We start from the raw sequence: 24189 nt of genomic DNA on the forward strand, positions 1-24189 counted from the left end.
CTGGCCGGCCGACAATGGCGCTGGCCCGGCCGTTCCTCTCCTTGACTCCCTCGGACACCGCATGACGAACAACGTACTCAAGTCCTTCGACCTCACGGGGCGCACCGCCCTCGTCACCGGCTCCAGCGCCGGCATCGGCTTCGCGCTGGCGCGCGGCCTGGCCGGCGCCGGCGCGCGCGTGATCCTGAACGCGCGCAACGCGGCCAAGCTCGAAGCCGCCGCCGAAGTGCTGCGCGGCGAAGGCCTGCAGGTGCTGACCGCCGCCTTCGACGTCACCTCGGGCGAGGCGGTAACCGCCGCCATCGCGCGCATCGAGGCCGAGGTCGGCGCCATCGACATCCTGGTCAACAACGCCGGCATGCAGCGCCGGGCGCCGCTCGACCAGTTCGCCGAAGCCGACTGGCACGAACTCATGAAGACCAACGTCGACAGCGTCTTCCTGGTCGGCCAGGCCGTGGCGCGGCACATGATCGGGCGCCGGCGCGGCAAGATCGTCAACATCTGCTCGGTCCAGAGCGAACTGGGCCGTCCCGGCATCGCGCCGTACACGGCCAGCAAGGGCGCGGTCAAGATGCTCACCAAGGGCATGGCGATCGACTGGGGCCAGCACGGCATCCAGGTCAACGGCCTGGGGCCGGGCTACTTCAAGACCGAGCTGACCGACGCGCTGGTCAAGAACGAGGAATTCACCCAGTGGCTGGTGGGCCGCACCCCCTCGCGCCGCTGGGGCGATGTCGAGGACCTGGTCGGCGCGGCCGTCTTCCTGTCCAGCGACGCCTCCAATTTCGTCAACGGCCACATCCTCTACGTGGATGGCGGCGTCACGGCAACCCTCTGAGGACCCCCATGGAAGCGCTCGTCATCCACGCCCCCGGCGACCTGCGGGTCGAACAGTTCGACACCGCCCCGCTCGGGCCCGGCCAGCTGCAGGTGCGGGTGCGCTGCGGCGGCATCTGCGGCTCCGACCTGCACTACTACCAGCACGGCGGCTTCGGCACCGTGCGCATCAAGGAGCCGATGGTGCTCGGCCACGAGGTGGCCGGCATGATCGAGGCGGTGGGCGCCGACGTGCGCGGCTACGCCGTCGGCGAGCGCGTCGCGATCAGCCCCAGCCGGCCCTGCGGCCTGTGCACCTACTGCCAGCAGGGCCTGCAGAACCATTGCCTCGACATGCGCTACTACGGCAGCGCGATGCGCACCCCGCACGTGCAGGGCGCCTTCCGCCAGCAGATCGTGGTCGAGACCCACCAGGCCCACAAACTGGCCGATTCGGTCAGCGACGGCGAGGGGTCGATGGCCGAGCCGCTGTCGGTGGCGCTGCATGCGGTGCGCCGCGCCGGTTCATTGCTGGGCAAGCGGGTGCTGGTGACGGGCTGCGGGCCGATCGGCGCGCTGGCGATCATCGCGGCGCGGCGCGCGGGCGCCGTGCACATCGTAGCCACCGACGTCGGCGCGCACACGCTGGGCAAGGCGCTCAAGGTGGGCGCCGACGAGGTGGTCAACGTGGCCGACGACCCCGAGGGCCTGCAGCGCTTCACGGCCGACAAGGGCAGCTTCGAGGTGCTGTTCGAGGCCAGCGGCAACGCCCGCGCGCTGGTCGGCGCCTTCGACGCCCTGCGCCCGCGCGCCGTGATCGTCCAGCTCGGCCTGGGCGGCGAGATGACGCTGCCGATCAACACCATCGTGGCCAAGGAGTTCGACCTGCGCGGCGCCTTCCGCTTCCACGAGGAGTTCGCGGTGGCCGTCGAGCTGCTGAACAAGGGCCTGGTCGACGTCAAGCCGCTGATCTCGGCTACGCTGTCGTACCGGGATTCGGCCCGCGCCTTCGCGCTGGCGGCCGATCGCTCGCAGGCGATGAAGGTGATCCTGAACTTCGACTGACATCCGTCATGACCAGAACCTGGCTGCTTCCCATCGCATTTGCGTTCGCCGGCGCGGCCGCGGCCGCCGAACCCTGCGAAGCCTTGAGGGCACAGATCGAAGCCAAGATCGCCGCCGCCGGCGTGACGCGCTTCAGCGTCACCACGGTCGACGCGGCTGCGGTGGCGGCCGGCCAGGTGGTGGGCAGCTGCGAACTCGGCAGCAAGAAGATCGTCTACCAGCGCGAACCGGGCAGCGGGGCCGGGGCGGCCCCTGCGCGACCGCGCGGCGAGCCGATCCTCACGGAGTGCAAGAACGGAACGGTCTCGGTCGGCGGCGATTGCCTCCGATAGCGGCTGCGCCCGCGCTCAGCGGCAGACCGTGGTCGTGCCGACCGGCTGGCAGGTCTTGCCGTCGATGCTCCGGTAGCGCTCCAGCTGGCCCGAGCGGTTGAACCGGTTGCCCTGGCGGTCGTCGCAACCGCCCGCGTCGCAGCTGCGGATCCGCGGCCGCATGTCGCGTGGCGGCGCAGGCCGGCCATAGGCGCCGCCATAGCCGGGATAGGCATAGCCGGAACCGTCGTCGACCAGCATCGGGTCGCTGCCGCGGTCGCTCCAGCGCGAATCGCCGGCCGGCTGGTTGCTGTTCGCGCCGTTGCCGATCACGCCCGGGCCGGAAGGCGCCGGCGGCGCATGCACGATGGGCGCCGGCGGCTCGCGCGGCACGGCCGCCGGCCGGTCGCTGCCGTCCGCGGCGGGTGGCGGCGCCTCGAGGATCGTGACCCGCCCCGCCGCGCGGGCACCCGCCGGGCAGGCGCCGTCGGTATAGCTCACGTTGCCGGCCGCGTCCGCGCACCGCACCACTTCGGCACCGGCCACCGGGCCGAGCAGAAGCATGGCGAAGATGAGAGAGGTGCGGCGCATGGCACACCCATTGTGCCGGTCTCCTCGTCACTCCGAGAAGGATTTCACCTCGACCGGCAGCACCGGCGCCTGCCAGCGATAGGCCGCGCTCAGCGCGTTGCGATCCGGCGGTGCTCCCGGCCATTGGATGTCGAGCAGGTCCGCGATCGTCCAGCCGGCCCAATCCGCCCTGAAAGGCGTGAGCGCCGCCCCGGCTGCGCGCGAGGCATCGGGCGGGTCCTGCCAGATGACGGCGGGAATCCGGTAGCCCGACGCGGTGGTCGGGCTGTGGCCGGCCCGGTCGCTCACATGGCCGACCTCCTGCCCGTGGTCGGACAGGTACATCCAGGCCCGGTAGTCGCCCGGCCGGCCCGCCTGGCGCGTCAGCTGCAGCGTCTCGGAGACCACGAAGTCGTGATAAAGCAGCGCGGCGTCGTACTCCTGGCGGTAGCGCCGCACCCAGCTCGAGCGGCCGCTCTCGACCAGGCCGGTCTCGACCGCATCGACCTGGTCGTCGAAGGGGTTCTCGCCGGCGGGAAATCTCAGGCTGTAGTGCGGATGCGCGCCCATCAGGTGGACCACGACGAGCTTGCGTTCGGCCGAGTCGTCCAGGGCCTCCTGCAGGCAGTCGAGCAGTTCGCCGTCCAGCGAAGCGCCGGCCCGGCCCGGTGTGCGATTGACCATCTCGACCACGTCGGCCAGCCGCGCATGCGCCTGCTCGACCGCGATGTCGTCGTGGTTGCTCATCCACCAGACCTTGTAGCCGGCCGTGCGGGCCAGCGCCAGCAGGTGCTGCGGCGACTCGCCGGCCGGCACGCCGAAGTTGAACAGGCTGCGCAGTGCCGGCAGGGTGCTGGCATCGACCGACCAGGCGTTGCGGATCACCAGCATGTCGTCGCCGAGCAGTTGCTGGTGCGCCAGCAGGCGCGGCGTCGTCGCCCGGCCGTAGCCGTAGAGCGCCAGGTTGTCGCGATTGATGCTGTCGGTGATGACCAGCACCACGGTGGACGGCCCCGCCCGGGTCGCCACCGGTGCGGCCTCCCGGGCCCGCTGCAAGGCCTGGTCGCGCGCGCGCTGCTGATCCGACCAGGCGAGGCGCAGGGCCTGGACCGAATGGGCCCAGTCGGTCCAGAACACCACTGGATGAAGGCGCCGCCAGGGCTTGCTGGCATGGGCGGCGGCGGCCAGCAGGAGCGCCGCGCACAGGAGCCCGATGGCCCAGGGCGGCCAGGGCGCGGTCGCCCGCGCGCCTTGCCGCACGCAGCGTCCGAAGACCCATCCTGCCACCATCAGCGGCGCCGCCCAGACCACCAGCGCGCGCCAGTGCATCGAGAGGTACTCCGCGCCCTCCCGGCCGTTGGTATTGGCCGCCGACGCCAGCACCAGGGCGCTGTTCGGTGCCGCCTGGTAGGCCTCCAGCAGGTAGCCGCGCGCCACGCCGTCGAAGGCGAAGGCCATGGCGCCCAGCCACAGCAGGGCCGTGCGCAGCCGATGGATCCGGCGGCTGCGCACCGGCCACAGCATCCAGGCCAGCAAGGGCAGGCCGAGCGCGAACAGCTGGGCCACCCGCCGGCCGTCATGTCCCAGCACCACCAGCGCCAGCAGCATGGCGCCCATGGCGGCGCAGGCCTTCAGCGGGCGGATAGGCCGTGTGGCGGTCGCTGGCGCGGAGGCAGGCAGTGGGGGGACCCTCATGGCCGGCGGATTCTGGCAGCGCCCGGAACCGGCAACGGACAGAATCCCTTGGGCGAGGCGGCCCATTCCCCGCCCCGATCGGCCAGTTAACATGCCCGACCGAGCCACCCATCACGAGAGAGCAGCAGCGCCATGGCGAACGAATCCAACCGACAAGCCGAACTGAAGAAGATGGTGCTGTGCACGTCATGCGCCGGCATCCAGCGCAACTGGCGGCGCGCGCCCGGGCATGCCGAACTGGTGCAGCAATCGAGCCGCAAGGAAGAGCGCGACGGCCACACGGTCAACGTCACCAGCTACCGCTGCGACGCCTGCGGCACGCGCTGGGAATACGAGAACGACAAGACCAACCAGCAGGCCGGCTGGTCGGTGATCGGGCAGTAGCGCGGCTGCTACCCCTGCTCGAGCATGGCGGCGGCGGCCGCATGCACCGCCCCCGTCAACAAGCGCAGCGCCTGCGATTCGACACGCCAGTGCTGCCAGTACAAGGCGACGTCGAGCGATTGCCCCGGCACCAGTTCGACCAGATCGCCGCGCGCCAGCAAGCCGGCCACCAGCACCTGCGGGTTCATGCCCCACCCCAGGCCCTGCACCGCCGCATGCACGAATCCGTGGGTGCCGGGCACCCGGTGCAGGGGTGGCGCCAGCGGCTTGCGCGTGAGCCGGCGCATGAACCGCGCCTGCAGCGCATCCTTGGCGTTGAACACGTTGCAGGGCGCCGCGGCCAGCGCCGCGGCATCGACGCCGTGCGCGAAGTGCCGGGCCATGAAGGCCGGGCTGGCGACCGCCAGGTAGCGCATCGCGCCCAGGGGCTCGACCACGCAGCCCTGCACCGCCTGGGGCTCGGCGGTGACGGCCGCCATCACGCGGCCCTCGCGCAGCAGCAGCGCCGAATGGTCCTGGTCCTCGACGCGCAGTTCGAAGCTCACCGGGCCGGCGGCCTGCACGGCGGCCAGCGCCGGCACGAACCAGGTGGCCAGCGAATCGGCGTTGACCGCCAGCGCCAGCGGCAGCACCGCATCCGGCGCGCCGAGGCCGAAGGGCCGCAGGGCGTCGGCCTCCAGCAGGCGCACCTGCTGGGCATGCCGCTGCAGCGCCTGGCCGGCCGGCGTCGCCACGCAGGGCGAGGCCCGCTGGATCAGCACCCGGCCCATCCTCTCCTCGAGGCCCTTGATGCGCTGGCTGATGGCCGACGGCGTGACGTGCAGCGCGCGCGCCGCGCCATCGAAGCTGCCTTCGCGCAGCACGGCATCGAAGGCGGCGAGCTGGCGCGAGTCGATCTGCATGTCAAAAATTCTAATCTGGCGTCAGAAAGATGAGTTTGATTGATCCGCCCGGGGCCGCTACCGTGCGGCCATGTTCCTGATCTTTGCCAAGGGTTTCCTCACATCGGCCGCGCTGATCGTCGCCATCGGGGCGCAGAACGCCTTCGTGCTGCGCCAGGGCCTGAAGCGCGAACACGTGCGCGAGGTGGTGCTGGTCTGCGCCTTGTCCGATGCGCTGCTGATCGCCCTCGGCGTGGCCGGGCTGGGGCTGCTGGTGCAGGCCAACGCCCCGCTGCTGGCGTTCGCGCGCTGGGGCGGCGCCGCCTTCCTGCTGGCCTACGGCGCGCTGGCGGCCCGCCGTGCCTGGGCCGGCGAGCGGATGTCGCTGCCCTCGACCGCGCCGATGAGCCGGCGCTCGGCCCTGGCCGCCTGCCTGGGCTTCACCTACCTCAACCCGCACTGCTGGCTCGACACCGTGGTGCTGCTGGGCGCCGTCTCGGCGCAGCAGCCCGCGGGCGGGCGCTGGGTCTTCGGCATCGGCGCGGCGTGCGCCAGCGTGGCCTGGTTCGCAGCGCTGGGCTACGGCGCCCGGCTGCTCGGCCCGCTGTTCACCCGCCCCCTGGCCTGGCGCGTGCTCGACACCCTCGTGGCCCTGCTGATGGCAACGATCGCCGGGTCGCTGCTGTTCAATCCGCCTTCAGGATGGTCTCGCCCTTGAGCGGACCCCAGTCGCGGATGTTGTCACGGCGGCGCTTCCAGCCGGCATAGGTGCGCCGCCAGTTCACCACCGAGATGAAGTAGTAGAGCACCTTGAACATCCACAGCGAACGGCGGTACGCCCGCCCGTGGTGGATGTCGGCCGCCAGCAGCGACATCAGGCCCTGCTTGGCCTTGAAGACGTTGTTGGGGTGCATGAACATGTCGCGGATCGTCGGGTTGGTCACCCGGTAGATGAACCACGAGTAGTCGCGCGGCCCCACCCGCATGCGTTTCTCGAGCGCCTGGCGCGCCGCCGCCAGCTCCGCCGGCCGGTCGAGGGCGGTCGCCACCAGCGCGGCGCCATCGAAGGCGCTCTGCATCGCCAGGAACACGCCCGAGGAGAACATCGGGTCGATGAAGGTGAAGGCGTCGCCCACCATCAGGTAGCGCTCGCCGGTGGCGTGCGTGCTCGCGTACGAGAAGTTGCCGGTGGCATGCACCGCGTCGTCGACCAGCGTGGCGTTCGCGAGCCGGTCGTGCAGTTCCGGGCACATCGCGATGGTGTCGAGGAAATAGTCCTTCAGCGGCTTGTCGCGCGCCTTCAGGTAGTAGGCCCAGCACACCGCGCCGACGCTGGTGGTGCCGTCGGCGAGCGGAATGAACCAGAACCAGCCGTGCTCGAACCAGCAGATGCTGATGTTGCCCTCGCGCCGACCCTCGAGGCGCCGCGCATTGCGGAAGTGGCCGAACAGCGCCGTGCTGTTGTGGTCGGGGTTCTTGTTCTTGCACTTGAACTTGGTGGCCAGCAGCGTGTCGCGGCCGCTGGCATCGACCACGAAGCGTGCCCTCCAGCTGCGGGTGCCGCCATCATCGAGCACGGCCTGCACCGTGGCGCCCTCGGCGTCGAAATCCACCTGCCGGACCCGGGCGCCTTCGAGGGTCAGCGCGCCCTCGTTGCCGGCGTGGCGGAACAGCAGTTCGTCGAGCTCGGAGCGGCGCACCTGCCAGGCCGAATCCTTGGTCGGGTCCCAGCCCTCGGAGAAATCGACGTAGCTGCGGTAGTCGAGGTCCGGCGGCACGAACTCGATGCCGAACTTGGGCATGCCGATCTTTTCGACCTGGTCGCGCACGCCCAGCTTGTCGAACAGCTCGACATTTCCCGGCAGCAGGGATTCGCCGATGTGGAAGCGCGGGTGATGCTCCTTTTCGAGCAGCACCACCCGCCGCCCCTGGCGCGCGAGCAGCGTCGCGATGGTCGAGCCGGCCGGCCCGCCGCCGACCACCAGCACATCGCATTCCTGACTTGTCTCCATGACTCCGGCTCTCCATTGAATTCACTTGAAGCGCCCGCATTGTGCCGGGGTCGCGAACCGCCCCGCGAGGGCCGGCCGTGAAGTCGCAGGACTGGCCGCGTCGGCCCCGGTCAGCCGGACGCCGCCTGGTCGTCCATGGCCAGGTCCCTGGGCGGCTCGACCCGCCGCCCTTCGTTCGCCGTGCTGGGGCTGCGCCACAGCGAGACCACTTGGTCGAGCTTGGGCAGTCCGGGCTCCGGCATGGAGATGGTGGACCGGGGCGCGAACACGAAGTGCCGCGGGAGCTCCCTGGCGGACTGGCCCGGCAGCGCTGCGCGCACCACCTTCAGACCGTCGACGTGGGCCTCGGTCCAGAACACGTCCTTCCACGGCGTGCCGGCCGGGAAGCGCGCGGCCCAGTCGGTGTTGCCCTTGACCCAGACACCGCAGACCGTGCCGAGGCGCCCGCGCCAGGCCGGCGGGCAGACGAAGACGCCGGAATCGCCCGGGCGAAGCCGCAGCAGCTGCGAGGGGTAGGCGTACAGGCCCATCCAGTCCATGCTCTCGCTCACGCTGGTGTCGCGCGACTGGCGCGCCTGCTCGCTCAGCAGCTTGCGGACCTCCACGAAGCGCGGCCGACCCGGTCCCGGGCCCGCCATCGATTCCTCAGGCTCGGCGCCGGCCGGGACGGGGTCCTCCGCGCCGGCGTTGGGAAGAAAGTCGAGCCCCACGCGGATCAGCGCCTCGCGCAGCCGGCCCACGGTCTTGGCGCCGATCGCCTCTTCGTTGAGCAATTCCTGTTCGCTGATCGCCGACAGGTCGTCGATGCAGAAGATGCTGAGGTTGCGCAGCGCGTCGCGGGCCCCGGAACGCATGGAGATCTCGTCGATCGGCGTCTCGGGGCTCAGCTGAGCCGGCATGTTGAAGCGCTGGGACCCCCGGGGGCGCCAGTCGAAGGAGCGGAACTCGAAGGGCGCGCCGGAGGGGATCAGGTTGTCGCGCAGCGCATCCGCATGCTGGCGCTTGGCCTCGTGGATGGCGGTCCGGAGGGCGCCAAAACAGGCGAGCAATTGAGCATCCGGCAGTTGGGCGAGGTCATCAACGGTTCGGATCGTGCAAGACATAGGCGCAGTCGCTATCGATACAGGTACCGGTCCCGTCGGACCGTGGTTGCTTGCCGAATCAACGGGCGTTGTTCCAGTATTGGGACTCCGCCGGCCCTTGTCCATGCCAGGAATGGATTGACACTATTCACTTATTGAATGTAGGCATCAATGCGTAAGCCCAATCAGGCCCCTGGCCGTTCAGGTCAAGGCTCTGCATGACCTGGTTGCGGAACCAGACGTGGGCGGCGTGGCGGTGGGTGCGGTCGTGCCACGAGATGTAGACCTCGAATTCCGGCACCTCCACCGGCAGCGCCAGCTCGGCCAGGCCGAAGCGCTCCTGGAAGCGGGCCGCCAGCGACTGTGGCAGCAGCGCCACCATGTCGGTCCTTTCGAGCAGGTGCGGCGCCGTGAGGTAGTTCGGGGTGACGAAGCGGCGGTTACGCGCCAGGCCCTGGGCGGCCAGCGCCTGGTCGACCACCTCGCCGAAGCAGTTGACCGTGTTGGGCATGATCACGACATGCCCGAGCGCCGCGAATTCGGCGGCCGACAGCGTCCGGCCGATCGCCCAGTGGCCGGCCCGCGCCACGCAGATGATCCGATCGCGAAACAGCAGGCGGTGGCGCAGCTCGCGCAGGCTGGCCGGCAGCATGCCGACCGCGAAGTCGACCTCGCCGGCTTCCAGCACCTTGTTGAACTGCGACGGGTGAACCGGGTGCCGCACCGACATCGAGATGCCCGGATAGCGGCTGCCCATGTGCTGCACCAGGCCTTCCATGAAGAGGCATTCGAGGTAGTCGGTGGCGACCATCCGGAACAGGTAGCGCGTGCTGCCGGGGTCGAAGGCCACCGCATTGCCCAGCAATTCGCTCATTTCGCCCAGGATGCGCTCGGCGAATTCACGCAGCTGGAGCGCCTTGGCGGTGGGGATGAGCCCGGTGCCGCCCTTCACGAGGATCGGATCGGCGGTGACGGCGCGCAACTGGCTCATCGCCCGGCTCATGGCGGGCTGGCTGATCGACAGCGCCTCCGCGGCGCGCGAGACATGCGAGTGGTCGACCAGCGCGACCAGGCACTTCAGGAGATAGAAATTGAGTTCGCCGCTGTCATTTCTTTTCTGCTGCATGGGCGCGCTGCCGGCTCAGCCGAGCTTGCGGATCAGTTCCGCGCGGACCACGGCACGTGATTCGGGCCCGTCGGCGGAATCGTGAAGGCCGCGCATCATGTCGTCGTAGCAGAGCGCGAACAGGGCATCGACGGCGCAGCGCTGCTCGTTCGAAAACGTGCCCAGGCGGGTCCAGGCATCGAGCAGCTGGGTCGACTCGGCGCACGAAACCAGGCGAAGCTCGTGCAGCTCGAGCACCAGCTTCATCTGGACTGCGCTGAGGGTTTGCCGGACCCGCACAGGCGCCCCCGTCTTCAAAAGTTGGCCTGGATGGTGGCGCCGCCCTGGATCTGGCATTCGCCGGTGCCGCCGCCCGACATGCCCTGCTGGGGCCGCAGCATGTGCAGCCGGCAGCGCATCAGGCCCCCTTGCGGGCTCTTCAGGTTGGCGATCACCTTGCCGCTGTAGACGGTGGCGAACTGCACCGGGTCGAAGCCCGGCATCATGCCCCCGCCGCCCATGCCCGCGACGCTGCCATAGCCCCAGTAGGACCAGTCGGACCAGCCCACCGGCCAGCCGCCGCCCCACATCGGCGCCATGGCCTCGCTCCGGGTCTGCTGCGTGATCTGCAGGAAGGGTCCCTGGAAGGTGGCGGTCGGCAGCGTGGCCGTCATGGTGCCGGTGATGCCGCCGTCGGTGCTCTTCCAGGAAAACAGCACCGGCTTGTCGGGCTGGCCCTTCTGCACGATTTCGCCGCCCCCCGTGCCGGTGGTGGTGCAACCCGCCAGCGCCATCCCCGCCACCGCGGCCACGGCAGCGGTCCACCTCTTCAATCTGCGCATTTTGGTTCTTCCTTGTCAGCGAATTGGAGCCCCAGCGATTGTTCCGCAGCGCCTCCCAAAAGTCACGAATCGGATATACCCTTTGTTGTACAAGTCAGGCGCTAGACTGGCGCCGTGGTGCGCCGCCCGCGCACCGAGCTGCTGATCGCTGAAGGCACCTGCCCCATGGCTGAGTCCCGGTCTCGCCCCCTGTCGAAGAACCCGCCGCGCGCGGGCCGGACGCTGCGCGACCCGTTCGAGCGCCTGGTCGAGGCCGGGCTGCGGCTCGACGCGCTGGCCGACGGCGGCGCGCTGCAGGCGGCGCTGGTCGACGAAGCCGCCCGGCTCCTCGGGGCCCAGCGGGTGCTGCTGGTGCTCGACACCGAGGCCGGCGTGCACAGCGCCGGCGCCCTGCTGCCGCCGGCCGAAGATGCCACTGCACTGTTCAGCGCCATCGCGCCGTGGCTGGCCGAGGCCCGCCAGCGCCGCAAGCCCAGCCTGCGCCACGGGCCCGAGCACGCCGCGCCGGGCGAGCAGCGCTCCTGCCTGATCGCGCCGCTCGTCGTCCAGCGCGAGCTGCTCGGCTACCTCTACGCCGACATCGAAGGCCGGCTGGGCCGGTTCGACCGAATCCACCGCGACCTGCTGGCCGCGCTGGCGCGCCAGGCGGCGGCGGCCCTGGCCCGCTGCCGCGAGCGCGAAAACCTCCAGCGCGAGCTGACCGCGCGCCAGGACGAGCTCCAGCAGCGCAACGACGGGCTGGCGCTGATCAACGGCATCCAGCGCGGGATCGCGGCCAAGCTGGGCTTCCAGGCCATCGTCGACCTGGTAGGCGACCGGCTGCGCGAGATCTTCGATTCCGGCAACCTGAACATCGTCTGGTGGGACGACCGGACCAACCTGGTGCAGGCGATGTACCGCTACGAGCACAACCGGCCCCTGCCCCGGCCGCCGGCGCGGCCGCTGGACCCGGACGAGCCGATGGCGCGCCTGATGCGCACGCGGGAGGTCGGCGTGCTCAACACCCGCGAGGAGCAGACCCGGATGGGGCTGCATCCCGCGCCGGGCACCGACTGGGCGCTGTCGATGGCGGCCGTCCCGATCATCGGCAACGACCGCGCGCTCGGCATCATCTCGCTGCAGAACCACGAACGCGAATACGCCTTCGGCGCCCACGAGCTCCACCTGCTCGAAACCGTGGCCGCCAGCCTGGGCCTGGCGCTGGAGAGCGCGCGCCTGTTCGACGAAACGCGGCGCCACGCCCGCGAGATGCAGGAGGCGCTGGCCCACCAGAGCGCGGCGGCCGAGGTGCTGCAGGTCATCGGCAGCTCGCTGGCCGACCCCGGCCCGGTGTTCGACAAGATCCTGGAGTGCTGCGAGCACCTGTTCGACGGCAGTTCCTTCGCGCTGCTGATGGTCGATGCCCAGGGCAAGCTGGCGCTGACCCGCTGGCAGATGACGGCCGCCGGCCGCGCCGCGGTCGGCGAGGCTCGGCTGGCTCAGCTCGCCGCCTCGATGGAGGCGAACTACCCGATGCCGCTGGCCGGCACCTCGGCCGAGGTCTCCTTCCGCACCGGCGACCTGGTGGAGTTCGCCGACGTGCTGGCCGACCCGGCGGCACCGGTGGTGCTGCGCCGCAATGCCGAGCTGATCGGCTACAGCTACGCCAACCTGGCGGCGCCGCTGATCTGGGAGGGCCGCGGCATCGGCATCCTGAGCATGCAGCGCGCCGAGACAGGCCCGTTCCGCCCGAGCGAGCGGGCGCTGCTCAAGACCTTCGCCGACCAGGCGGTCATCGCGATCCAGAACGCCCGGCTGTTCAATGAGACGCAGGTGGCGCTGCACAAGGTCGAGGAGCGCACCGCGGAGCTGACCGAGTCGCTCGAATACCAGACCGCGGTCAGCGACGTGCTGCGCGCCATCAGCGAATCGCCCGACGACGTGATGCCGGTGTTCGAGGCGATCCTGGACTGCACCATGTGGCTGTTCGAAGGCCCGACCGCCGCGATCTTCAGCTTCGACGGCCGGCAGGTCCACCTGGCGGCGGCCCGCAACTGGTCCGAGCAGGCGCTCGAGGCGGCGCGCACGGTGTGGCCGGCGCCGCCCGACCGGCGCCAGATGAACGGGCGCGTGATCCTCGAGCGCCAGGCCCTGAGCATCGAGGACGCGTGGTCGGACCCCGACTACGACCGCCGACTGGCCAACTCCGGCAACCGGCGCCGCGTGATCGCCGCCCCGATGCTCAAGGACGGCGAGCCGATCGGCGCCATCACCATGGCCTGGCCGGACCCCGGCCCGACGCCGCAGCGGCAGGTCGACCTGCTCAACCTGTTCGCCGAGCAGGCGGTGATCGCGATCGACAACGTCCGCCTGACCACCGAGACCCGCGAGGCGCTCGAGCGCCAGACCGCGACCGCCGACGTGCTCCAGGTCATCAGCGAATCGATGGAGGACGCTCGCCCCGTGTTCGACAAGATCCTGGAGAGCTGCCAGCGCCTGTTCTCCGGCACGCAGCTCGGCATCTCCCTGGTCGGCGACGACGGGATGATGCACCTGGGCGCCCATCGCGGCTCGGCCCGCGAGGCGCTCGAGCGCTACTATCCGCGGCCCATCGACCACTCGCCCATGGGCGAGGCCATGGCCGGGCCCGAGGTCCTGCACATCCCCGACGCGCTGGCCGAGCCGAACCTGCCGGTCTTCATGCGCGAGCTCGGCGAAAAGATCGGCAGCTACGCGATCATGCTGGCGCCGCTGATCTGGGAGGGCCGCTACATCGGCTCGATCCACGTTGCGCGCCAGCCCCCCGGGGCCTTCGCCGACAAGGAGATCCGGCTGCTCGAGACCTTCGCCGACCAGGCCGTGATCGCGATCCAGAACGCGCGCCTGTTCAACGAGACCAAGGAGGCGCGGGCCGCCGCCGAGGCCACGAACGAGGCCAAGAGCGCCTTCCTGGCGACCATGAGCCACGAGATCCGCACCCCCATGAATGCCGTCATCGGCATGAGCGGGCTGCTGCTCGACACCGCGCTCGACGCCGAGCAGCAGGACTACGTGTCGACCATCCGCGACTCGGGCGATGCGCTGCTGACCATCATCAACGACATCCTCGACTACTCGAAGATCGAGGCCGGCCGGATGGACATCGAGGCCCATCCCTTCGACCTGCGCGAGTGCGTGGAGTCGGCGCTCGACCTGGTCAGCACGCGGGCGACCGAGAAGAAGCTCGAGATCGCCTACGTGTTCGAGGGCGACGTGCCGGTGGGCGTGAGCGGCGACCTCACGCGGCTGCGGCAGATCCTGCTGAACCTGCTGAGCAACGCGGTGAAGTTCACCGAGGCCGGCGAGGTGGTGCTGACGGTCAGCGCCGATGCCCGGCCGGGCGGGCGGGTCGAGCTGACCTTCGCGGTGCGCGACACCGGCATCGGCCTGTCGGCGCAGGGCAAGGGCCGGCTGTTCCAGTCGTTCTCGCAGGCCGACTCCAGCACCACCCGCAAGTACGGCGGCACCGGCCTCGGCCTGGCGATCAGCAAGCGGCTGGCCGAGTTGATGGGCGGCACCATGTGGGTCGAGAGCGACGGGCCGGGCATGGGTTCGACCTTCTTCTTCACCCTCGAGGTGGCGACCTCCGATGCGCCGCCGAGCAAGCGCCGCATCGTCAGCGGCGTGCAGATCGAACTGCAGGGCAAGCACCTGCTGATCGTCGACGACAACGCGACCAACCGGCGCGTGCTGGCACTCCAGACGGCCCGCTGGGGCATGGACTCGCGCGCCACCGAATCGCCGGCCGAGGCCCTGCGCTGGCTGACCCAGGGCGAGCGCTTCGACCTCGCGATCCTCGACATGCACATGCCGGAGATGGACGGCGTCGATCTCGCGCGCCGCATCCGCGCCAACCACGCCAGCTTGCCGCTGGTGCTCTTCAGCTCGCTCGGCCGGCGCGAGGCCGGCGACGCCGAGTCGCTGTTCAACGCCTACCTGTCCAAGCCGATCCACCAGTCGGCGCTGTTCGACACCCTGGTGAGCCTGCTGGCCCACGAAACGGTCGCCACCCGGCCCACGGACAGCGCCGGCGCCAAGCCGCAGATCGACCCGACGATGGCGGCGCGGCATCCGCTGCGGATCCTGCTGGCCGAGGACAACGTGGTGAACCAGAAGCTCGCTCTGCGCCTGCTGCAGCAGATGGGCTACCGGGCCGACCTGGCTTCCAACGGCATCGAGGCGGTCGAGTCGGTGCAGCGCCAGACCTACGACGTGGTGCTGATGGACGTCCAGATGCCCGAGCTCGACGGGCTCGACGCCACCCGACAGATCTGCAGGCTGTTCGAGGCCGGCCGCAGGCCCCGCATCGTCGCCATGACCGCCAACGCCATGCAGGGCGACCAGGAAATGTGCATCGGCGCCGGCATGGACGACTACCTGACCAAGCCGATCCGGGTCGATCGGCTGGTCGAGGCCCTGCTCAACGCGCCGCCGCGCACGGATCGTTGAGAACCCGAGGGGGGTCCATCGGCTTGATGAGGCCGCCTTGTCGACGAGGCCGCAATTTGGGCGTAAGCTAGAAAAAGGTTCTATTTGTTGCTCGAAAGAGCATCTTGTTTTCTTTTAAAAACAAGAACTTGCGTGAGAGGCAGGCATACGACGAACCCGATCAGCCCCCTATCGAAATCGACTGCGGAGAGCGTATGGATCTGAGAAGCGAGCAACTGGCCGACGGTGTCGAGAAGATCAGTCTGGTCGGGCGCATGGACAGCATCGGCGGGCATGACATCAACGTGCGCCTGTCGGCGCTGGTGGCCAACCGCAAGCTGCTCGCGGTGGTCGATCTGTCCGAGGTCTCGTTCCTCGCGTCGATCGGCATCCGCACCCTGGTCGTCAACGCGAGGGCGCAGTCGATGCGCGGCGGCGTCATGGCGTTGGCAAGTCCGCAACCGCTCGTGGCGGAGGTACTCAAGATGGCAGGCATCGACACGATCATCCCGGTGTACCCCGACGTCGACACCGCCTGCAGCGCGCTGATGGCGGGAGCCGGGAGCCGCTGATGGCCTCCACCGGGGAGTCCCAAGCCTCCCTCACCGTCGGCAGCGAGTTGCGCGAACTCGCGCGCGTGAGCGCCTGGGTGCACGACTGGGCCGAAGGCCAGCGGCTGCCGGCGCGCGTCGCGCTGAACCTCGACCTCTGCTCGACCGAGGTGGTGACGAACATCATGACCCATGCCTGCAGCCAGGGCGGGCAGAACATCTTCCTGCGGCTGTGCTGGCAGGGCCAGGACGTGGCCCTGGAAGTCGAGGACGAGGGCAGCCAGTTCGATCCGCGGCAGGTGCCTGAACCGGCGCGTGCGACCAGCATCGACGATGCCCGGATCGGCGGCTGGGGCATTCCGATCGTGCGGCGCTTCTCCGACGGGCTGCGCTACAGCCACCACGACGGCCGCAACTGCCTGACTCTTTTGTTCCGGGCGTCGGCGCCGCCCTGAGCGCCTTTGATTTCACCACCTATCGTCAACCCACCACCGAGGAGCATTCTCCATGGCAACTGCAGCCAAGCCTTCCATGAGCATCGACACCCAGAGCGCGCTGGCGGCGCAGGCGGCCCTGGCCGCCGGCCAACCCAACGGCGCCGGCGAGAGTTCCGGCGTCGACAAGATGCGCGAGCTGCTGTTCGGCAACCAGATGCAGGACTACGACAAGCGCTTCTCGATCCTCGAGGACCGCTTCCAGCAGCGGATGCGCGACATGGAGACCGAGTCGTCGCGCGGGCTGAGCAGCCTCGAATCGACGATGAAGAAACAACTCGAATCGGTCGCCGGCCAGTTCCGCGAGGAAAAGGACCTGCGCGCCGACGCCGACAAGGAGCTGGAGCGCAGCCTGCGCGACCACACGCAGACGCTCGAGAAGCGGCTGGCCCAGCTGTCCGACCAGCTGGCGCGCCAGGAGCGCGAGTTCACCGATCGACTGAGCCACGAGGTCCAGGTGCTGCGCGACGAGATGCGCAAGCGCCAGGACGACGCCCGGGCCACCACCGAGCGGATGTTCGCCGAGCTCAGCAACGTCAAGACCGACCGCAACCTGCTCGCCGGCCTGTTCGTCGAGATCGCCAAATGCCTGAACCAGGACGTCGCGCCCAAGGGCAGCAACGGCCACGCCGGCTGACTCGCATGACCTTAGCGCCAGGGGCACGGGCGCGCGCCCGAGCGGAGGCGCGGTGAACGCACGCCTGTCGCTGGCCGCGACGCACGCGCCAGGCGAGCCTTCCGACGAGGAGCAGAAGGCGCGGCTCGCCGCGCTGCTGCTGGAGTTGGCGCGCTGCGTCGATCCCAGCGTCGCGGCCACCCTGCCGAGCCGCCTGGAGGCCGACCCGCGGCTGGACGCGATGCGCCGCGTGCTGCTCGAACGCGAGCGGGTGGCGCTGGCGCGGCTGCAGCAGAAGTTCGACGATCCCAAAGAGCTCGCCGATGCGGTGGGCTCGGTGCTGCCCGCGGCCTTCGCGCTGGCGGCGGCACAGGACGACCGCCTGGGCCTCGCGATCTCGCCCACGGTCGAGCGCGCCACCCAGGCGTCGATCCAGAAGAACCCGGGCCGGATGGTCGACATCCTGTACCCCGTCATGGGGCCCGCGATCCGCAAGGCCATCGCCGAGACCCTCGAGGGCTCGCTGCAATCGCTGAACCAGGCGCTCAAGCACAGCCTGTCGTGGCGCGGCCTCAAGTGGCGCATCGAAGCCTGGCGCACCGGCAGCAGTTTCGCCGAGGTGGTGCTCAAGCACACGGCCGTGTTCCGGGTCGACCACGTCTTCCTGATCCATCGAAAGACCGGCCTGCTGCTGGCGCACGTGGCGCGCGACGACGCGACCACGCGCGATCCGCAGCTGGTGTCGGCGATGCTCTCGGCGATCCAGGATTTCGTGCGCGACTCGTTCGACGAATCCGCCAGCGGCGGCGCCAGCAGCGGCGGCATCGACAGCCTTCGCCTGGGCGACCTGCTGCTGTGGTGCGAGGAAGGCCCGTCGGCCTTCCTCGCCGCCGTGATCCACGGCACACCGCCGGCCATGCTGCGCACGCGGCTCGGCGAGACGCTGGGCTCGGTGCACGACCAGTGGCGCGGCGCGCTGGAGGAATTCTCCGGCGACACGACGCCTTTCGAAGCAGCACAGCCGCTGCTGCGCCTGTGCCTGCTGTCCCAGGCCGCGGAGACCCACAAGAAGGTCTCGCCGCTGATGTGGCTGATCCCCTTGCTGCTGCTGGGGGCGCTGGGCTGGTGGGTCGGCCAGCGGATCATCGAGCGCCGCCACGTCGACGCCTATGTGTCGAGCCTGCAGGATCAGCCCGGCATCGTCGTGATGGGCGCCGAACGGCGCGACGGCAGGTGGCTGGTGTCCGGGCTGCGCGACCCGCTGGCGGCGCAGCCGGAAGCCTTGCTGGCGAAGACCGACCTGGATCCGGCGCGCATCGTCGGCCGCTGGGAGCCCTACCAGGCGCTGCATCCGGCGATCGTGCTGAAGCGGCTGCAGGCCACGCTCGACCCGCCGCCGACGGTCAGCCTGGTGCAGGACGCGAGCGGCATCCGCGCCACCGGCAACGCGCCCCAGCGATGGATGGAGAAGGCGCGGGCTTTCGTGCAGACCTTGCCCGCCGGCGCGCCCAAGGTCGACCTCAGCGCCCTGAAGGATGTGCAAGACCCGGACTACCTTCGCCTGCGCGATGCGATCCAGGCCCAGCTCATCCACTTCGACTTCAGCATGCCGCGGCCCGCGGCCGACCAGGAGGCCAAGCTCGACGCAGTGGCCGGCTACATGCGCGAACTGGTCCAGGTGGCGCGCGACCAGGGCTTCCCGGTCAAGGTGACGATCGTCGGCCACGCCGACGCCACCGGCAAGGACACTTCGAACCTGGCCCTCAGCGTCGGCCGCGCCGAGGTCGTGCGCTCGATGCTGCGCGCCCGCGGCGTCGATCCTTCCGTGCTCGCGGTACGCGGTGCCGGCCCGCTCGAACCGCTGCGCCCCGGCGCCAGCGAGGACGAGCTGTCGATGAACCGGCGCGTTTCATTCGGCGTCAGCACCGGGGACTAGGACCATCCACACATGCTGCAAAAGAAGATCTGCCTGCTCGGCGCCTTCGGCGTCGGGAAGACCAGCCTGGTGCGCCGCTTCGTCGACACCATTTTCTCGGACGCCTACCTGACCACGGTCGGGGTGAAGATCGACAAGAAGCTGCTCACCGTCGGCAGCGAGCAGATGGCGCTGATCCTGTGGGACATCGCCGGTGAGGACGATATCGCGGCCGTGCGGGTGAGCTACCTGCGCGGCGCGGCGGGCTACCTGCTGGTGATCGACGGCACGCGGCCCGAGACGCTGGACACCGCGGTCTCGATCCAGGGCCGCGTCGATGCCGAGATCGGCAGCGTTCCCTTCGTCGCCCTGCTCAACAAGGCCGACCTCGAGGAGGACTGGACCATCTCGATGGAGCGGATCGCGCAGCTGGAAGCCGCCGGATGGCAGTTTCGCCGCACCAGCGCCAAGACCGGGGCCGCGGTCGAGGAGACCTTCCAGGAACTGGCGGCGCTGCTCGCCCGATAGCCATGCTCGACCTGCCGGCGCGGATCTCCGACTCGCTCCTGATGCTGCTGCACGCGCAGCGCGTGCTGGCGCACCTGGTCGTCGACGACGCCCAGAACCTGGTGCAGGCCGGCGGCCACCTGGACCACTACGGGCTGGGCGGCCTGAGTTGCGGCGGCCTGGCGAGCGATCAGATCCCGTTCCTCGAAGGGCTGCTGCCGCTGGTCGAGACGCCGTTCCTGATCCGTTCGATGGAAATGCCCAGCGGGCGCGTGGCCGACGTCCATTTCTTCGCCGACGACGGCACGGTCTGGATCCTGCTGCTCGACGTGACCGCGGAATACGAGGAAGCCCGGCTGGTGCAGCAGAAGGCCTATGACATGACCCTGCTCAGCCAGCGCGAGGCCAGGCTGATCGCGCAGCTCGAGGCGGCCAACCAGGAGCTGACCCTGGCCCACCGCGAACTGGCCGCTTCGCGCGAGGCGCTGCAGGTCACGCACGATCGGCTGCAGGACGAGCTGCGCGAGGCCGAGCGCTACGTTCGCGCGATCCTGCCGCCGCCGCTCGCGGAGCCGCTGGCGGTCGATTGGCGCTTCGTGCCTTCGACCGAGTTGGGCGGCGACTCGTTCGGCTACCACTGGGTCGACGACGAGCACTTCGCGCTCTACCTGATCGACGTCTGCGGCCATGGCGTGGGTTCGGCCCTGCTGTCGGTGGCGGTCGCCGACACGCTGCGCTCGGAAGCGCTGCAGCGAACCGATTTCCGCAGCCCCGCCGCGGTGCTGACCGCGCTCAACCAGGCCTACCAGATGGAGCGCCACGGCGAGCTGTTCTCCACCGTCTGGTACGGCGTCTATCATCGCGCCACGGGCGAGCTCCGCTATGCCTCGGCCGGCCATCCGCCGGCCCTGCTGGTGAGCGGCCCTTGCGAAGCCGCCGGCGAGGGCCGGCCGCTGCCGGCCAACGGCCCCTGCATCGGTATCTCGCCCGCCGCCCGCTACCAGGAAGAGCGCTGCATCCTGCCATCGCCGGCGCGGCTCTACGTCTTCAGCGACGGCACCTACGAGGTCGGCCGGCCGGACGGCTCCATGCTCGAGTTCTCGGCCCTCGCCGAGGCGCTTTCGCGGCCGGTCGCCGGCGGGGCGTCGGAGCTGGACCGACTGCTGGAATGCGCGCGCGACGCCCATGGCCCGGGCGTGCTCGAGGACGACTTCACCATCCTCAAGATGACGCTCTGAGCCGGCCCCTCATTCGCCGCACACGACCGCCCCTGCCGCGCCGGTCAGGGCGCGACAGGATTGCGCTTCGCCTCCTCGAGCCGCTGGCGGCGGCGCACATCGTCGCACTGCGGATGATGCGTGAATTGCGGCTTCAGGCACTGGTCGGCCATGCACCTGGCTTCGGCGATGAAGCCCATGCCGGCGCACGCCGCCCGCGGCGCGCCGGCCACCGCCTGACGTGCGCTCGGAGCCGCGGGCGGCGCCGGCGGGCGCGCCACTGCCGCGGCAGCGCCCTCGGCCAGGACAGGCGCGATCGGCTGAGGGGCGGGCGCGATCGGCTGAGCCGCGGGCGCCGGCGCGGCGACGCGCTCCGGCTCGCCGACCGGGCTCGCCTGCGCCTTGCCGGCGCTGTAGAGATACCAACCACCCGCACCGGCCACGAGCCAGCCCGCGGCGCCGACGAGCAGGGCCACGCTCAGCGCCGCCACGCTGACCCACAGACCCTTGGCGAAGGGAGCCTGGGCGACGCTGTCCGCCGCCTGGACTTGCATGGTCGGCGCCTCCGCGCCCGTTGACCGGGTCGCGGCGGGCCAGCGCAACCGCAAAGTCGGCGCAAAGCCGTCGTCGGCGCGCGGGGTCGGCAAGGTGCTGATGCACTCGATGCAGAACTTCGCGATCGCGCGATTCTCGGTATGGCACTTGGGACAGATCACGGACATCGCGCGAGCTTGAAAGCATTCGCCCGAATCGCCGCGTGCCGATTTCACGAAACCGCACAAAATGTTACATGCGCACGCTATCGAGGACGACCCGCACATAATCCGGTGAAAGCGAAGGGCGCCAGTGGATTACCTTTCAAATGCCGGTTCGAGCATCCAGACCGAGGAGCGGTATCGGCTGTTGGTGGATGCGGTCGTCGACTACGCGATCTACATGCTGAACCCTGACGGCATCGTCGTCAGCTGGAACTCGGGTGCCGAACGACTGAAGGGCTTCACTGCGTCCGAAATCATCGGCAAGCACTTTTCGACCTTCTATCTCCCGGAAGACGTGCGCAACGGGATGCCGGACCATGCGCTGACGATGGCCCGGCAGGAGGGCCGCTTCGAATCCCAGGGCTGGCGCGTCTGCAAGGACGGCCGGCGCTTCTGGGCCCAGGTCGTGGTCCGACCGATCCGCGCGCCGGGGGGCGAGCTCATCGGCTACGCCAAGGTGACCCGCGACCTCAGCGAGCGCAAGGCGGCCCAAGACGCCCTGATGAAGAGCGAAGAGCAGTTCAGCCTGCTGGTGCAGGCGGTGACCGACTACGCGATCTTCATGCTCGATGCCGACGGCATCGTCACCAACTGGAATGCCGGCGCGCAGCGCATCAAGGGCTACGAGCCGCGCGAGATCATCGGCACCCACTTCTCGCGCTTCTACCGCCCCGAAGACCGTGAGCGCGGCATTCCCGCCCAGGCGCTGGCGACGGCAGCCGCCGAAGGCCGCTTCGAAGGCGAGGGGTGGCGGGTGCGCAAGGACGGCTCGGCGTTCTGGGCCAACGTGGTCATCGACCCGATCTACGGTCCGCACGGCCAGGTGATCGGCTTCGCCAAGGTGACGCGCGACATCACCGAGAAGCGCAACACCCAGCTGGCGCTCGAACAGGCGCGCGAAGCGCTGTTCCAGTCGCAGAAGCTCGACGCGATCGGCCAGCTCACGGGCGGCGTCGCGCACGACTTCAACAACCTCCTGATGGTCGTGCTCACCAGCCTCGAACTGCTGCGGCGCCGGGTCGCAGGGGACGACAAGCTGCTGCGCCTGGTCGAGAACGCGGTGTCGGCGGCCAAGCGAGGCGCCTCGCTCACGCAGCGGATGCTGGCCTTCGCGCGCCGCCAGGACCTGCAGCCGGCCGCGGTCGACATTCCGGCGCTCGTCGACGGCATGAAGGACATGCTCGAGCGCACGCTCGGGGCCACCATCCACATCGAGGAGGCGTTCGAGCCGGGCCTGCGACCGGTGCTGGTGGATGCGCACCAGCTGGAGCTGGCCCTGCTCAACCTGGCGGTGAATGCACGCGACGCGATGCCCGAAGGGGGTCGGCTCCGGTTCGCGGCATCCGAAGTGGCGTGCACGTTGGCCGACCACCTGGCGCCGGGCGCCTTCCTGCGACTCTCGATGACCGACAGCGGCGCCGGCATGGACGCCGCGACGCTGGCGCGCGCACTCGAACCGTTCTTCACGACCAAGGGCGTCGGCAAGGGCACCGGCCTGGGCCTGGCCATGGTGCACGGACTCGCGGTCCAGTCGGGCGGCAAGTTCGTCCTCGAGAGCACCGCGGGCGTGGGGACGACCGCCACCCTGTGGCTTCCCGTGGCTTCGGCGAATTCGCAGGCCCTGCCCGCTGCCGCCCCGATGGCCTCGGTGCCGACGGACACCGCGCCCCTGGCGCCGATGCTGGTCCTGGCCGTCGACGACGACCCCCTGGTTCTCGCCGGGACGGCCTCCATGCTGGAGGACCTGGGCCATTCGGTGCTCGCGGCCTCGAGCGCCGAAGAGGCGTTGGCCATGGCGCGGGCAGCGCCACACATCGACCTGGTCATTTCGGACCAGGTGATGCCGGGCATGAGCGGCGCGCATCTCGTCGAGGCCTTGCGCAAGAACAACCCTTCCCTGCCGATGATCCTCGCCTCGGGCTTCGCCGAGCAACCAGGCGACCTGCACCCCTCCACCGTCAAGCTCTCGAAGCCCTTCGACATGGCGCAGCTGGCACACGCGATCTCGCAGGGCTTGCGTCGAACCCGTGCGGCCCAGGGGCAGGAAGGCACCTGAAAGTCAACGCGAGCGGCTCGCCGCATCCGGATCGACCGGCCCGATGGCAGGCGCATCGACCGGAGGGGGGCCAGCGATGCGGGCGGGATCGATGCCGAGTGCGTCGAGCACGGCGGCCGCCGAGTTCGCGGGGGCCTCGGCGGCCGGTGGCGGCGACGACCGCGCCGCCTGCCGTGCAGGCGCTGCCGGCGCTCTCACTGCTGGTTCGGTCCATCGGGCGATCGCCCGGCCCCATCGGTCCGCAGGCACGACCTGCGCCACCAGCACGGCCGCCCCGGCCAGCGCGGCGAGCACAGCCAGCTTGGCAGCGACGGCCGCGGCAGTGGTCGAGCGCCTGGTCCTCGGCTTGCGCGCGCCGGGCGCCGCTGCATGACCTGAAGGCTTCGGCGGCGGTTCGCGCCGCCCTGGTGGTATCCAGGTGGTCTCGGCCGCTTCCAGGCGCGTGCTGTCGAAGCCGAAGGTGGGCGTGCGAATGCCGGAAAACCTGCCGCCACATCCGCGGCAACGACGCGCCCGATCCGGGTTCGGGGTATGGCAGGAACTGCAATACTTGGTCATCCGCGGACCGGCGACACGCCTCAGGCGTCGATGGGCACGCCGCCTCCGAAATGCGCCACCCACACATCCCACACTTCCTGTGAAGCGGTACTGAACGGCCGCTGCCACGCGGTCATCATCTGGAGCTGCATTTGCTGGAGTTGCAGCAGCCCGGTGAAATAGGCCTGCTGAAAGGCCAGGACCGGCTGCATCACCGGGTCGGGCGCAGACGAGGCGAGATGGGGGCTCGTCGGATATGCCATGGCACTTCCTCCTTGGCGCTCCAATTTAACGCCATCGATCGGCAGCAGGGCCGTTTGCAACGTTGC

25 protein-coding genes are annotated in these 24189 nt (G+C 69.9%); 14 read left to right on the plus strand and 11 right to left on the minus strand.

Going from position 1 to position 24189, the window contains the following annotated elements; all coding sequences use genetic code 11:
* Nucleotides 1–61 precede the first annotated feature (61 nt).
* From QZH52_RS10530 to QZH52_RS10540, 3 genes are read left to right on the plus strand one after another with little or no spacing between them, the layout of a single operon-like run.
* On the plus strand, nt 62–838 hold the full coding sequence (locus QZH52_RS10530) for a glucose 1-dehydrogenase (RefSeq protein WP_286530450.1): 777 nt from the start codon (nt 62–64) through the stop codon (nt 836–838).
* Nucleotides 839–846: 8 nt separating this feature from the next.
* Nucleotides 847–1881, plus strand: coding sequence for an L-idonate 5-dehydrogenase (locus QZH52_RS10535; protein ID WP_301807840.1), 1035 nt, complete (start codon nt 847–849; stop codon nt 1879–1881).
* An 8-nt stretch (nt 1882–1889) separates the two neighbouring features.
* Nucleotides 1890–2213, plus strand: a complete 324-nt coding sequence (locus tag QZH52_RS10540; RefSeq protein WP_301807842.1) for a DUF1161 domain-containing protein — start codon at nt 1890–1892, stop codon at nt 2211–2213.
* Nucleotides 2214–2228: 15 nt separating this feature from the next.
* On the opposite strand, the gene QZH52_RS10545 is transcribed toward QZH52_RS10540, so the two are convergent.
* Both QZH52_RS10545 and QZH52_RS10550 read right to left on the minus strand, forming a co-directional pair.
* Nucleotides 2229–2783: a DUF4124 domain-containing protein gene (locus QZH52_RS10545; RefSeq protein WP_301807845.1), complete on the minus strand. Its 555-nt coding sequence runs from the start codon at nt 2781–2783 to the stop codon at nt 2229–2231.
* A 27-nt stretch (nt 2784–2810) separates the two neighbouring features.
* Nucleotides 2811–4457, minus strand: coding sequence for a phosphoethanolamine transferase (locus QZH52_RS10550; protein ID WP_301807848.1), 1647 nt, complete (start codon nt 4455–4457; stop codon nt 2811–2813).
* A 132-nt stretch (nt 4458–4589) separates the two neighbouring features.
* On the opposite strand from QZH52_RS10550, the gene QZH52_RS10555 reads away from it, so the two are divergent.
* Nucleotides 4590–4841 (plus strand): hypothetical protein, encoded by a 252-nt coding sequence (locus QZH52_RS10555; RefSeq protein ID WP_286509445.1) that lies wholly within the window; start codon nt 4590–4592, stop codon nt 4839–4841.
* Between the two features lie 8 nt (nt 4842–4849).
* Here QZH52_RS10555 and QZH52_RS10560 read toward each other — a convergent pair whose 3' ends face one another.
* Nucleotides 4850–5743, minus strand: coding sequence for a LysR family transcriptional regulator ArgP (locus tag QZH52_RS10560; protein WP_286530460.1), 894 nt, complete (start codon nt 5741–5743; stop codon nt 4850–4852).
* Between the two features lie 70 nt (nt 5744–5813).
* On the opposite strand from QZH52_RS10560, the gene QZH52_RS10565 reads away from it, so the two are divergent.
* The gene (locus tag QZH52_RS10565) at nt 5814–6440 is read left to right on the plus strand and encodes a LysE/ArgO family amino acid transporter (RefSeq protein ID WP_286530462.1); all 627 of its coding nucleotides are present in this window, start codon (nt 5814–5816) and stop codon (nt 6438–6440) included.
* Here QZH52_RS10565 and QZH52_RS10570 read toward each other — a convergent pair.
* The 5 genes from QZH52_RS10570 to QZH52_RS10590 form a co-directional block, all read right to left on the minus strand.
* Nucleotides 6409–7734, minus strand: a complete 1326-nt coding sequence (locus tag QZH52_RS10570) for an NAD(P)/FAD-dependent oxidoreductase (protein WP_301807853.1) — start codon at nt 7732–7734, stop codon at nt 6409–6411. The genes QZH52_RS10565 and QZH52_RS10570 overlap by 32 nt on opposite strands.
* Before the next feature lie 110 nt (nt 7735–7844).
* On the minus strand, nt 7845–8783 hold the full coding sequence (locus QZH52_RS10575; protein WP_286530466.1) for a helix-hairpin-helix domain-containing protein: 939 nt from the start codon (nt 8781–8783) through the stop codon (nt 7845–7847).
* Between the two features lie 181 nt (nt 8784–8964).
* Nucleotides 8965–9942 carry a LysR family transcriptional regulator gene (locus QZH52_RS10580; RefSeq protein ID WP_301807861.1) on the minus strand — a complete coding sequence of 326 codons (978 nt, stop codon included), beginning with the start codon at nt 9940–9942 and terminating at the stop codon, nt 8965–8967.
* Nucleotides 9943–9957: 15 nt separating this feature from the next.
* Nucleotides 9958–10188, minus strand: a complete 231-nt coding sequence (locus QZH52_RS10585) for a hypothetical protein (RefSeq protein WP_301807863.1) — start codon at nt 10186–10188, stop codon at nt 9958–9960.
* A 47-nt stretch (nt 10189–10235) separates the two neighbouring features.
* Nucleotides 10236–10763: a hypothetical protein gene (locus QZH52_RS10590; RefSeq protein ID WP_301807864.1), complete on the minus strand. Its 528-nt coding sequence runs from the start codon at nt 10761–10763 to the stop codon at nt 10236–10238.
* A 165-nt stretch (nt 10764–10928) separates the two neighbouring features.
* Between QZH52_RS10590 and QZH52_RS10595 the strand changes: the two genes are divergently transcribed.
* The 7 genes from QZH52_RS10595 (at nt 10929) to QZH52_RS10625 (ending at nt 20530) form a co-directional block, all read left to right on the plus strand.
* Nucleotides 10929–15230 (plus strand): GAF domain-containing protein, encoded by a 4302-nt coding sequence (locus QZH52_RS10595; RefSeq protein ID WP_301807866.1) that lies wholly within the window; start codon nt 10929–10931, stop codon nt 15228–15230.
* Nucleotides 15231–15424: 194 nt separating this feature from the next.
* Complete coding sequence (locus QZH52_RS10600) at nt 15425–15781, plus strand: STAS domain-containing protein (protein ID WP_286509457.1); 357 nt, start codon at nt 15425–15427, stop codon at nt 15779–15781.
* Nucleotides 15781–16215 carry an ATP-binding protein gene (locus tag QZH52_RS10605; protein ID WP_301807870.1) on the plus strand — a complete coding sequence of 145 codons (435 nt, stop codon included), beginning with the start codon at nt 15781–15783 and terminating at the stop codon, nt 16213–16215. The genes QZH52_RS10600 and QZH52_RS10605 overlap by 1 nt, the downstream gene beginning before the upstream one ends.
* Nucleotides 16216–16267: 52 nt before the next feature.
* Complete coding sequence (locus QZH52_RS10610) at nt 16268–16891, plus strand: hypothetical protein (protein WP_286530475.1); 624 nt, start codon at nt 16268–16270, stop codon at nt 16889–16891.
* Between the two features lie 52 nt (nt 16892–16943).
* Complete coding sequence (locus QZH52_RS10615; RefSeq protein WP_301807872.1) at nt 16944–18806, plus strand: OmpA family protein; 1863 nt, start codon at nt 16944–16946, stop codon at nt 18804–18806.
* A 12-nt stretch (nt 18807–18818) separates the two neighbouring features.
* Complete coding sequence (locus tag QZH52_RS10620; protein ID WP_286509461.1) at nt 18819–19313, plus strand: Rab family GTPase; 495 nt, start codon at nt 18819–18821, stop codon at nt 19311–19313.
* Nucleotides 19314–19315: 2 nt separating this feature from the next.
* Nucleotides 19316–20530 carry a PP2C family protein-serine/threonine phosphatase gene (locus tag QZH52_RS10625; RefSeq protein ID WP_301807875.1) on the plus strand — a complete coding sequence of 405 codons (1215 nt, stop codon included), beginning with the start codon at nt 19316–19318 and terminating at the stop codon, nt 20528–20530.
* Nucleotides 20531–20574: 44 nt separating this feature from the next.
* Here QZH52_RS10625 and QZH52_RS10630 read toward each other — a convergent pair whose 3' ends face one another.
* Entirely contained in the window at nt 20575–21063 is a 489-nt protein-coding gene (locus QZH52_RS10630) for a hypothetical protein (RefSeq protein WP_301807877.1), read from the minus strand.
* Here QZH52_RS10630 and QZH52_RS10635 point away from each other — a divergent pair.
* Both QZH52_RS10635 and QZH52_RS10640 read left to right on the plus strand, forming a co-directional pair.
* Nucleotides 21062–21244, plus strand: coding sequence for a hypothetical protein (locus tag QZH52_RS10635; RefSeq protein WP_286530481.1), 183 nt, complete (start codon nt 21062–21064; stop codon nt 21242–21244). The two genes, QZH52_RS10630 and QZH52_RS10635, sit on opposite strands and share 2 nt — an antisense overlap.
* Nucleotides 21245–21355: 111 nt before the next feature.
* Nucleotides 21356–23323, plus strand: coding sequence for a hybrid sensor histidine kinase/response regulator (locus QZH52_RS10640; protein ID WP_301807881.1), 1968 nt, complete (start codon nt 21356–21358; stop codon nt 23321–23323).
* A 3-nt stretch (nt 23324–23326) separates the two neighbouring features.
* Here the strand turns inward: QZH52_RS10640 and QZH52_RS10645 are convergent, their stop codons facing one another.
* Nucleotides 23327–23881 (minus strand): hypothetical protein, encoded by a 555-nt coding sequence (locus QZH52_RS10645; protein WP_301807886.1) that lies wholly within the window; start codon nt 23879–23881, stop codon nt 23327–23329.
* 20 nt (nt 23882–23901) lie between these two features.
* Nucleotides 23902–24123, minus strand: a complete 222-nt coding sequence (locus tag QZH52_RS10650; protein ID WP_301807889.1) for a hypothetical protein — start codon at nt 24121–24123, stop codon at nt 23902–23904.
* Nucleotides 24124–24189 lie beyond the last annotated feature (66 nt).

The sequence above is a fragment of the Variovorax ginsengisoli genome (assembly GCF_030486595.1).
In the GTDB taxonomy this organism is placed as follows: domain Bacteria; phylum Pseudomonadota; class Gammaproteobacteria; order Burkholderiales; family Burkholderiaceae_C; genus Variovorax; species Variovorax ginsengisoli_B.

Bases quoted from the DNA above. Each gene is read 5' to 3' on its own strand.
- QZH52_RS10550 (WP_301807848.1), bottom strand. From the start codon at position 4,457: ATGAGGGTCCCCCCACTGCCTGCCTCCGCGCCAGCGACCGCCACACGG.
- QZH52_RS10585 (WP_301807863.1), bottom strand. From the start codon at position 10,188: ATGAAGCTGGTGCTCGAGCTGCACGAGCTTCGCCTGGTTTCGTGCGCC.
- QZH52_RS10605 (WP_301807870.1), top strand. From the start codon at position 15,781: ATGGCCTCCACCGGGGAGTCCCAAGCCTCCCTCACCGTCGGCAGCGAG.
- QZH52_RS10565 (WP_286530462.1), top strand. From the start codon at position 5,814: ATGTTCCTGATCTTTGCCAAGGGTTTCCTCACATCGGCCGCGCTGATC.
- QZH52_RS10555 (WP_286509445.1), top strand. From the start codon at position 4,590: ATGGCGAACGAATCCAACCGACAAGCCGAACTGAAGAAGATGGTGCTG.
- QZH52_RS10540 (WP_301807842.1), top strand. From the start codon at position 1,890: ATGACCAGAACCTGGCTGCTTCCCATCGCATTTGCGTTCGCCGGCGCG.
- QZH52_RS10645 (WP_301807886.1), bottom strand. From the start codon at position 23,881: ATGACCAAGTATTGCAGTTCCTGCCATACCCCGAACCCGGATCGGGCG.
- QZH52_RS10635 (WP_286530481.1), top strand. From the start codon at position 21,062: ATGGTCGGCGCCTCCGCGCCCGTTGACCGGGTCGCGGCGGGCCAGCGC.
- QZH52_RS10600 (WP_286509457.1), top strand. From the start codon at position 15,425: ATGGATCTGAGAAGCGAGCAACTGGCCGACGGTGTCGAGAAGATCAGT.
- QZH52_RS10590 (WP_301807864.1), bottom strand. From the start codon at position 10,763: ATGCGCAGATTGAAGAGGTGGACCGCTGCCGTGGCCGCGGTGGCGGGG.
- QZH52_RS10625 (WP_301807875.1), top strand. From the start codon at position 19,316: ATGCTCGACCTGCCGGCGCGGATCTCCGACTCGCTCCTGATGCTGCTG.
- QZH52_RS10620 (WP_286509461.1), top strand. From the start codon at position 18,819: ATGCTGCAAAAGAAGATCTGCCTGCTCGGCGCCTTCGGCGTCGGGAAG.
- QZH52_RS10580 (WP_301807861.1), bottom strand. From the start codon at position 9,942: ATGCAGCAGAAAAGAAATGACAGCGGCGAACTCAATTTCTATCTCCTG.
- QZH52_RS10570 (WP_301807853.1), bottom strand. From the start codon at position 7,734: ATGGAGACAAGTCAGGAATGCGATGTGCTGGTGGTCGGCGGCGGGCCG.
- QZH52_RS10560 (WP_286530460.1), bottom strand. From the start codon at position 5,743: ATGCAGATCGACTCGCGCCAGCTCGCCGCCTTCGATGCCGTGCTGCGC.
- QZH52_RS10530 (WP_286530450.1), top strand. From the start codon at position 62: ATGACGAACAACGTACTCAAGTCCTTCGACCTCACGGGGCGCACCGCC.
- QZH52_RS10610 (WP_286530475.1), top strand. From the start codon at position 16,268: ATGGCAACTGCAGCCAAGCCTTCCATGAGCATCGACACCCAGAGCGCG.
- QZH52_RS10630 (WP_301807877.1), bottom strand. From the start codon at position 21,063: ATGCAAGTCCAGGCGGCGGACAGCGTCGCCCAGGCTCCCTTCGCCAAG.
- QZH52_RS10595 (WP_301807866.1), top strand. From the start codon at position 10,929: ATGGCTGAGTCCCGGTCTCGCCCCCTGTCGAAGAACCCGCCGCGCGCG.
- QZH52_RS10545 (WP_301807845.1), bottom strand. From the start codon at position 2,783: ATGCGCCGCACCTCTCTCATCTTCGCCATGCTTCTGCTCGGCCCGGTG.
- QZH52_RS10650 (WP_301807889.1), bottom strand. From the start codon at position 24,123: ATGGCATATCCGACGAGCCCCCATCTCGCCTCGTCTGCGCCCGACCCG.
- QZH52_RS10535 (WP_301807840.1), top strand. From the start codon at position 847: ATGGAAGCGCTCGTCATCCACGCCCCCGGCGACCTGCGGGTCGAACAG.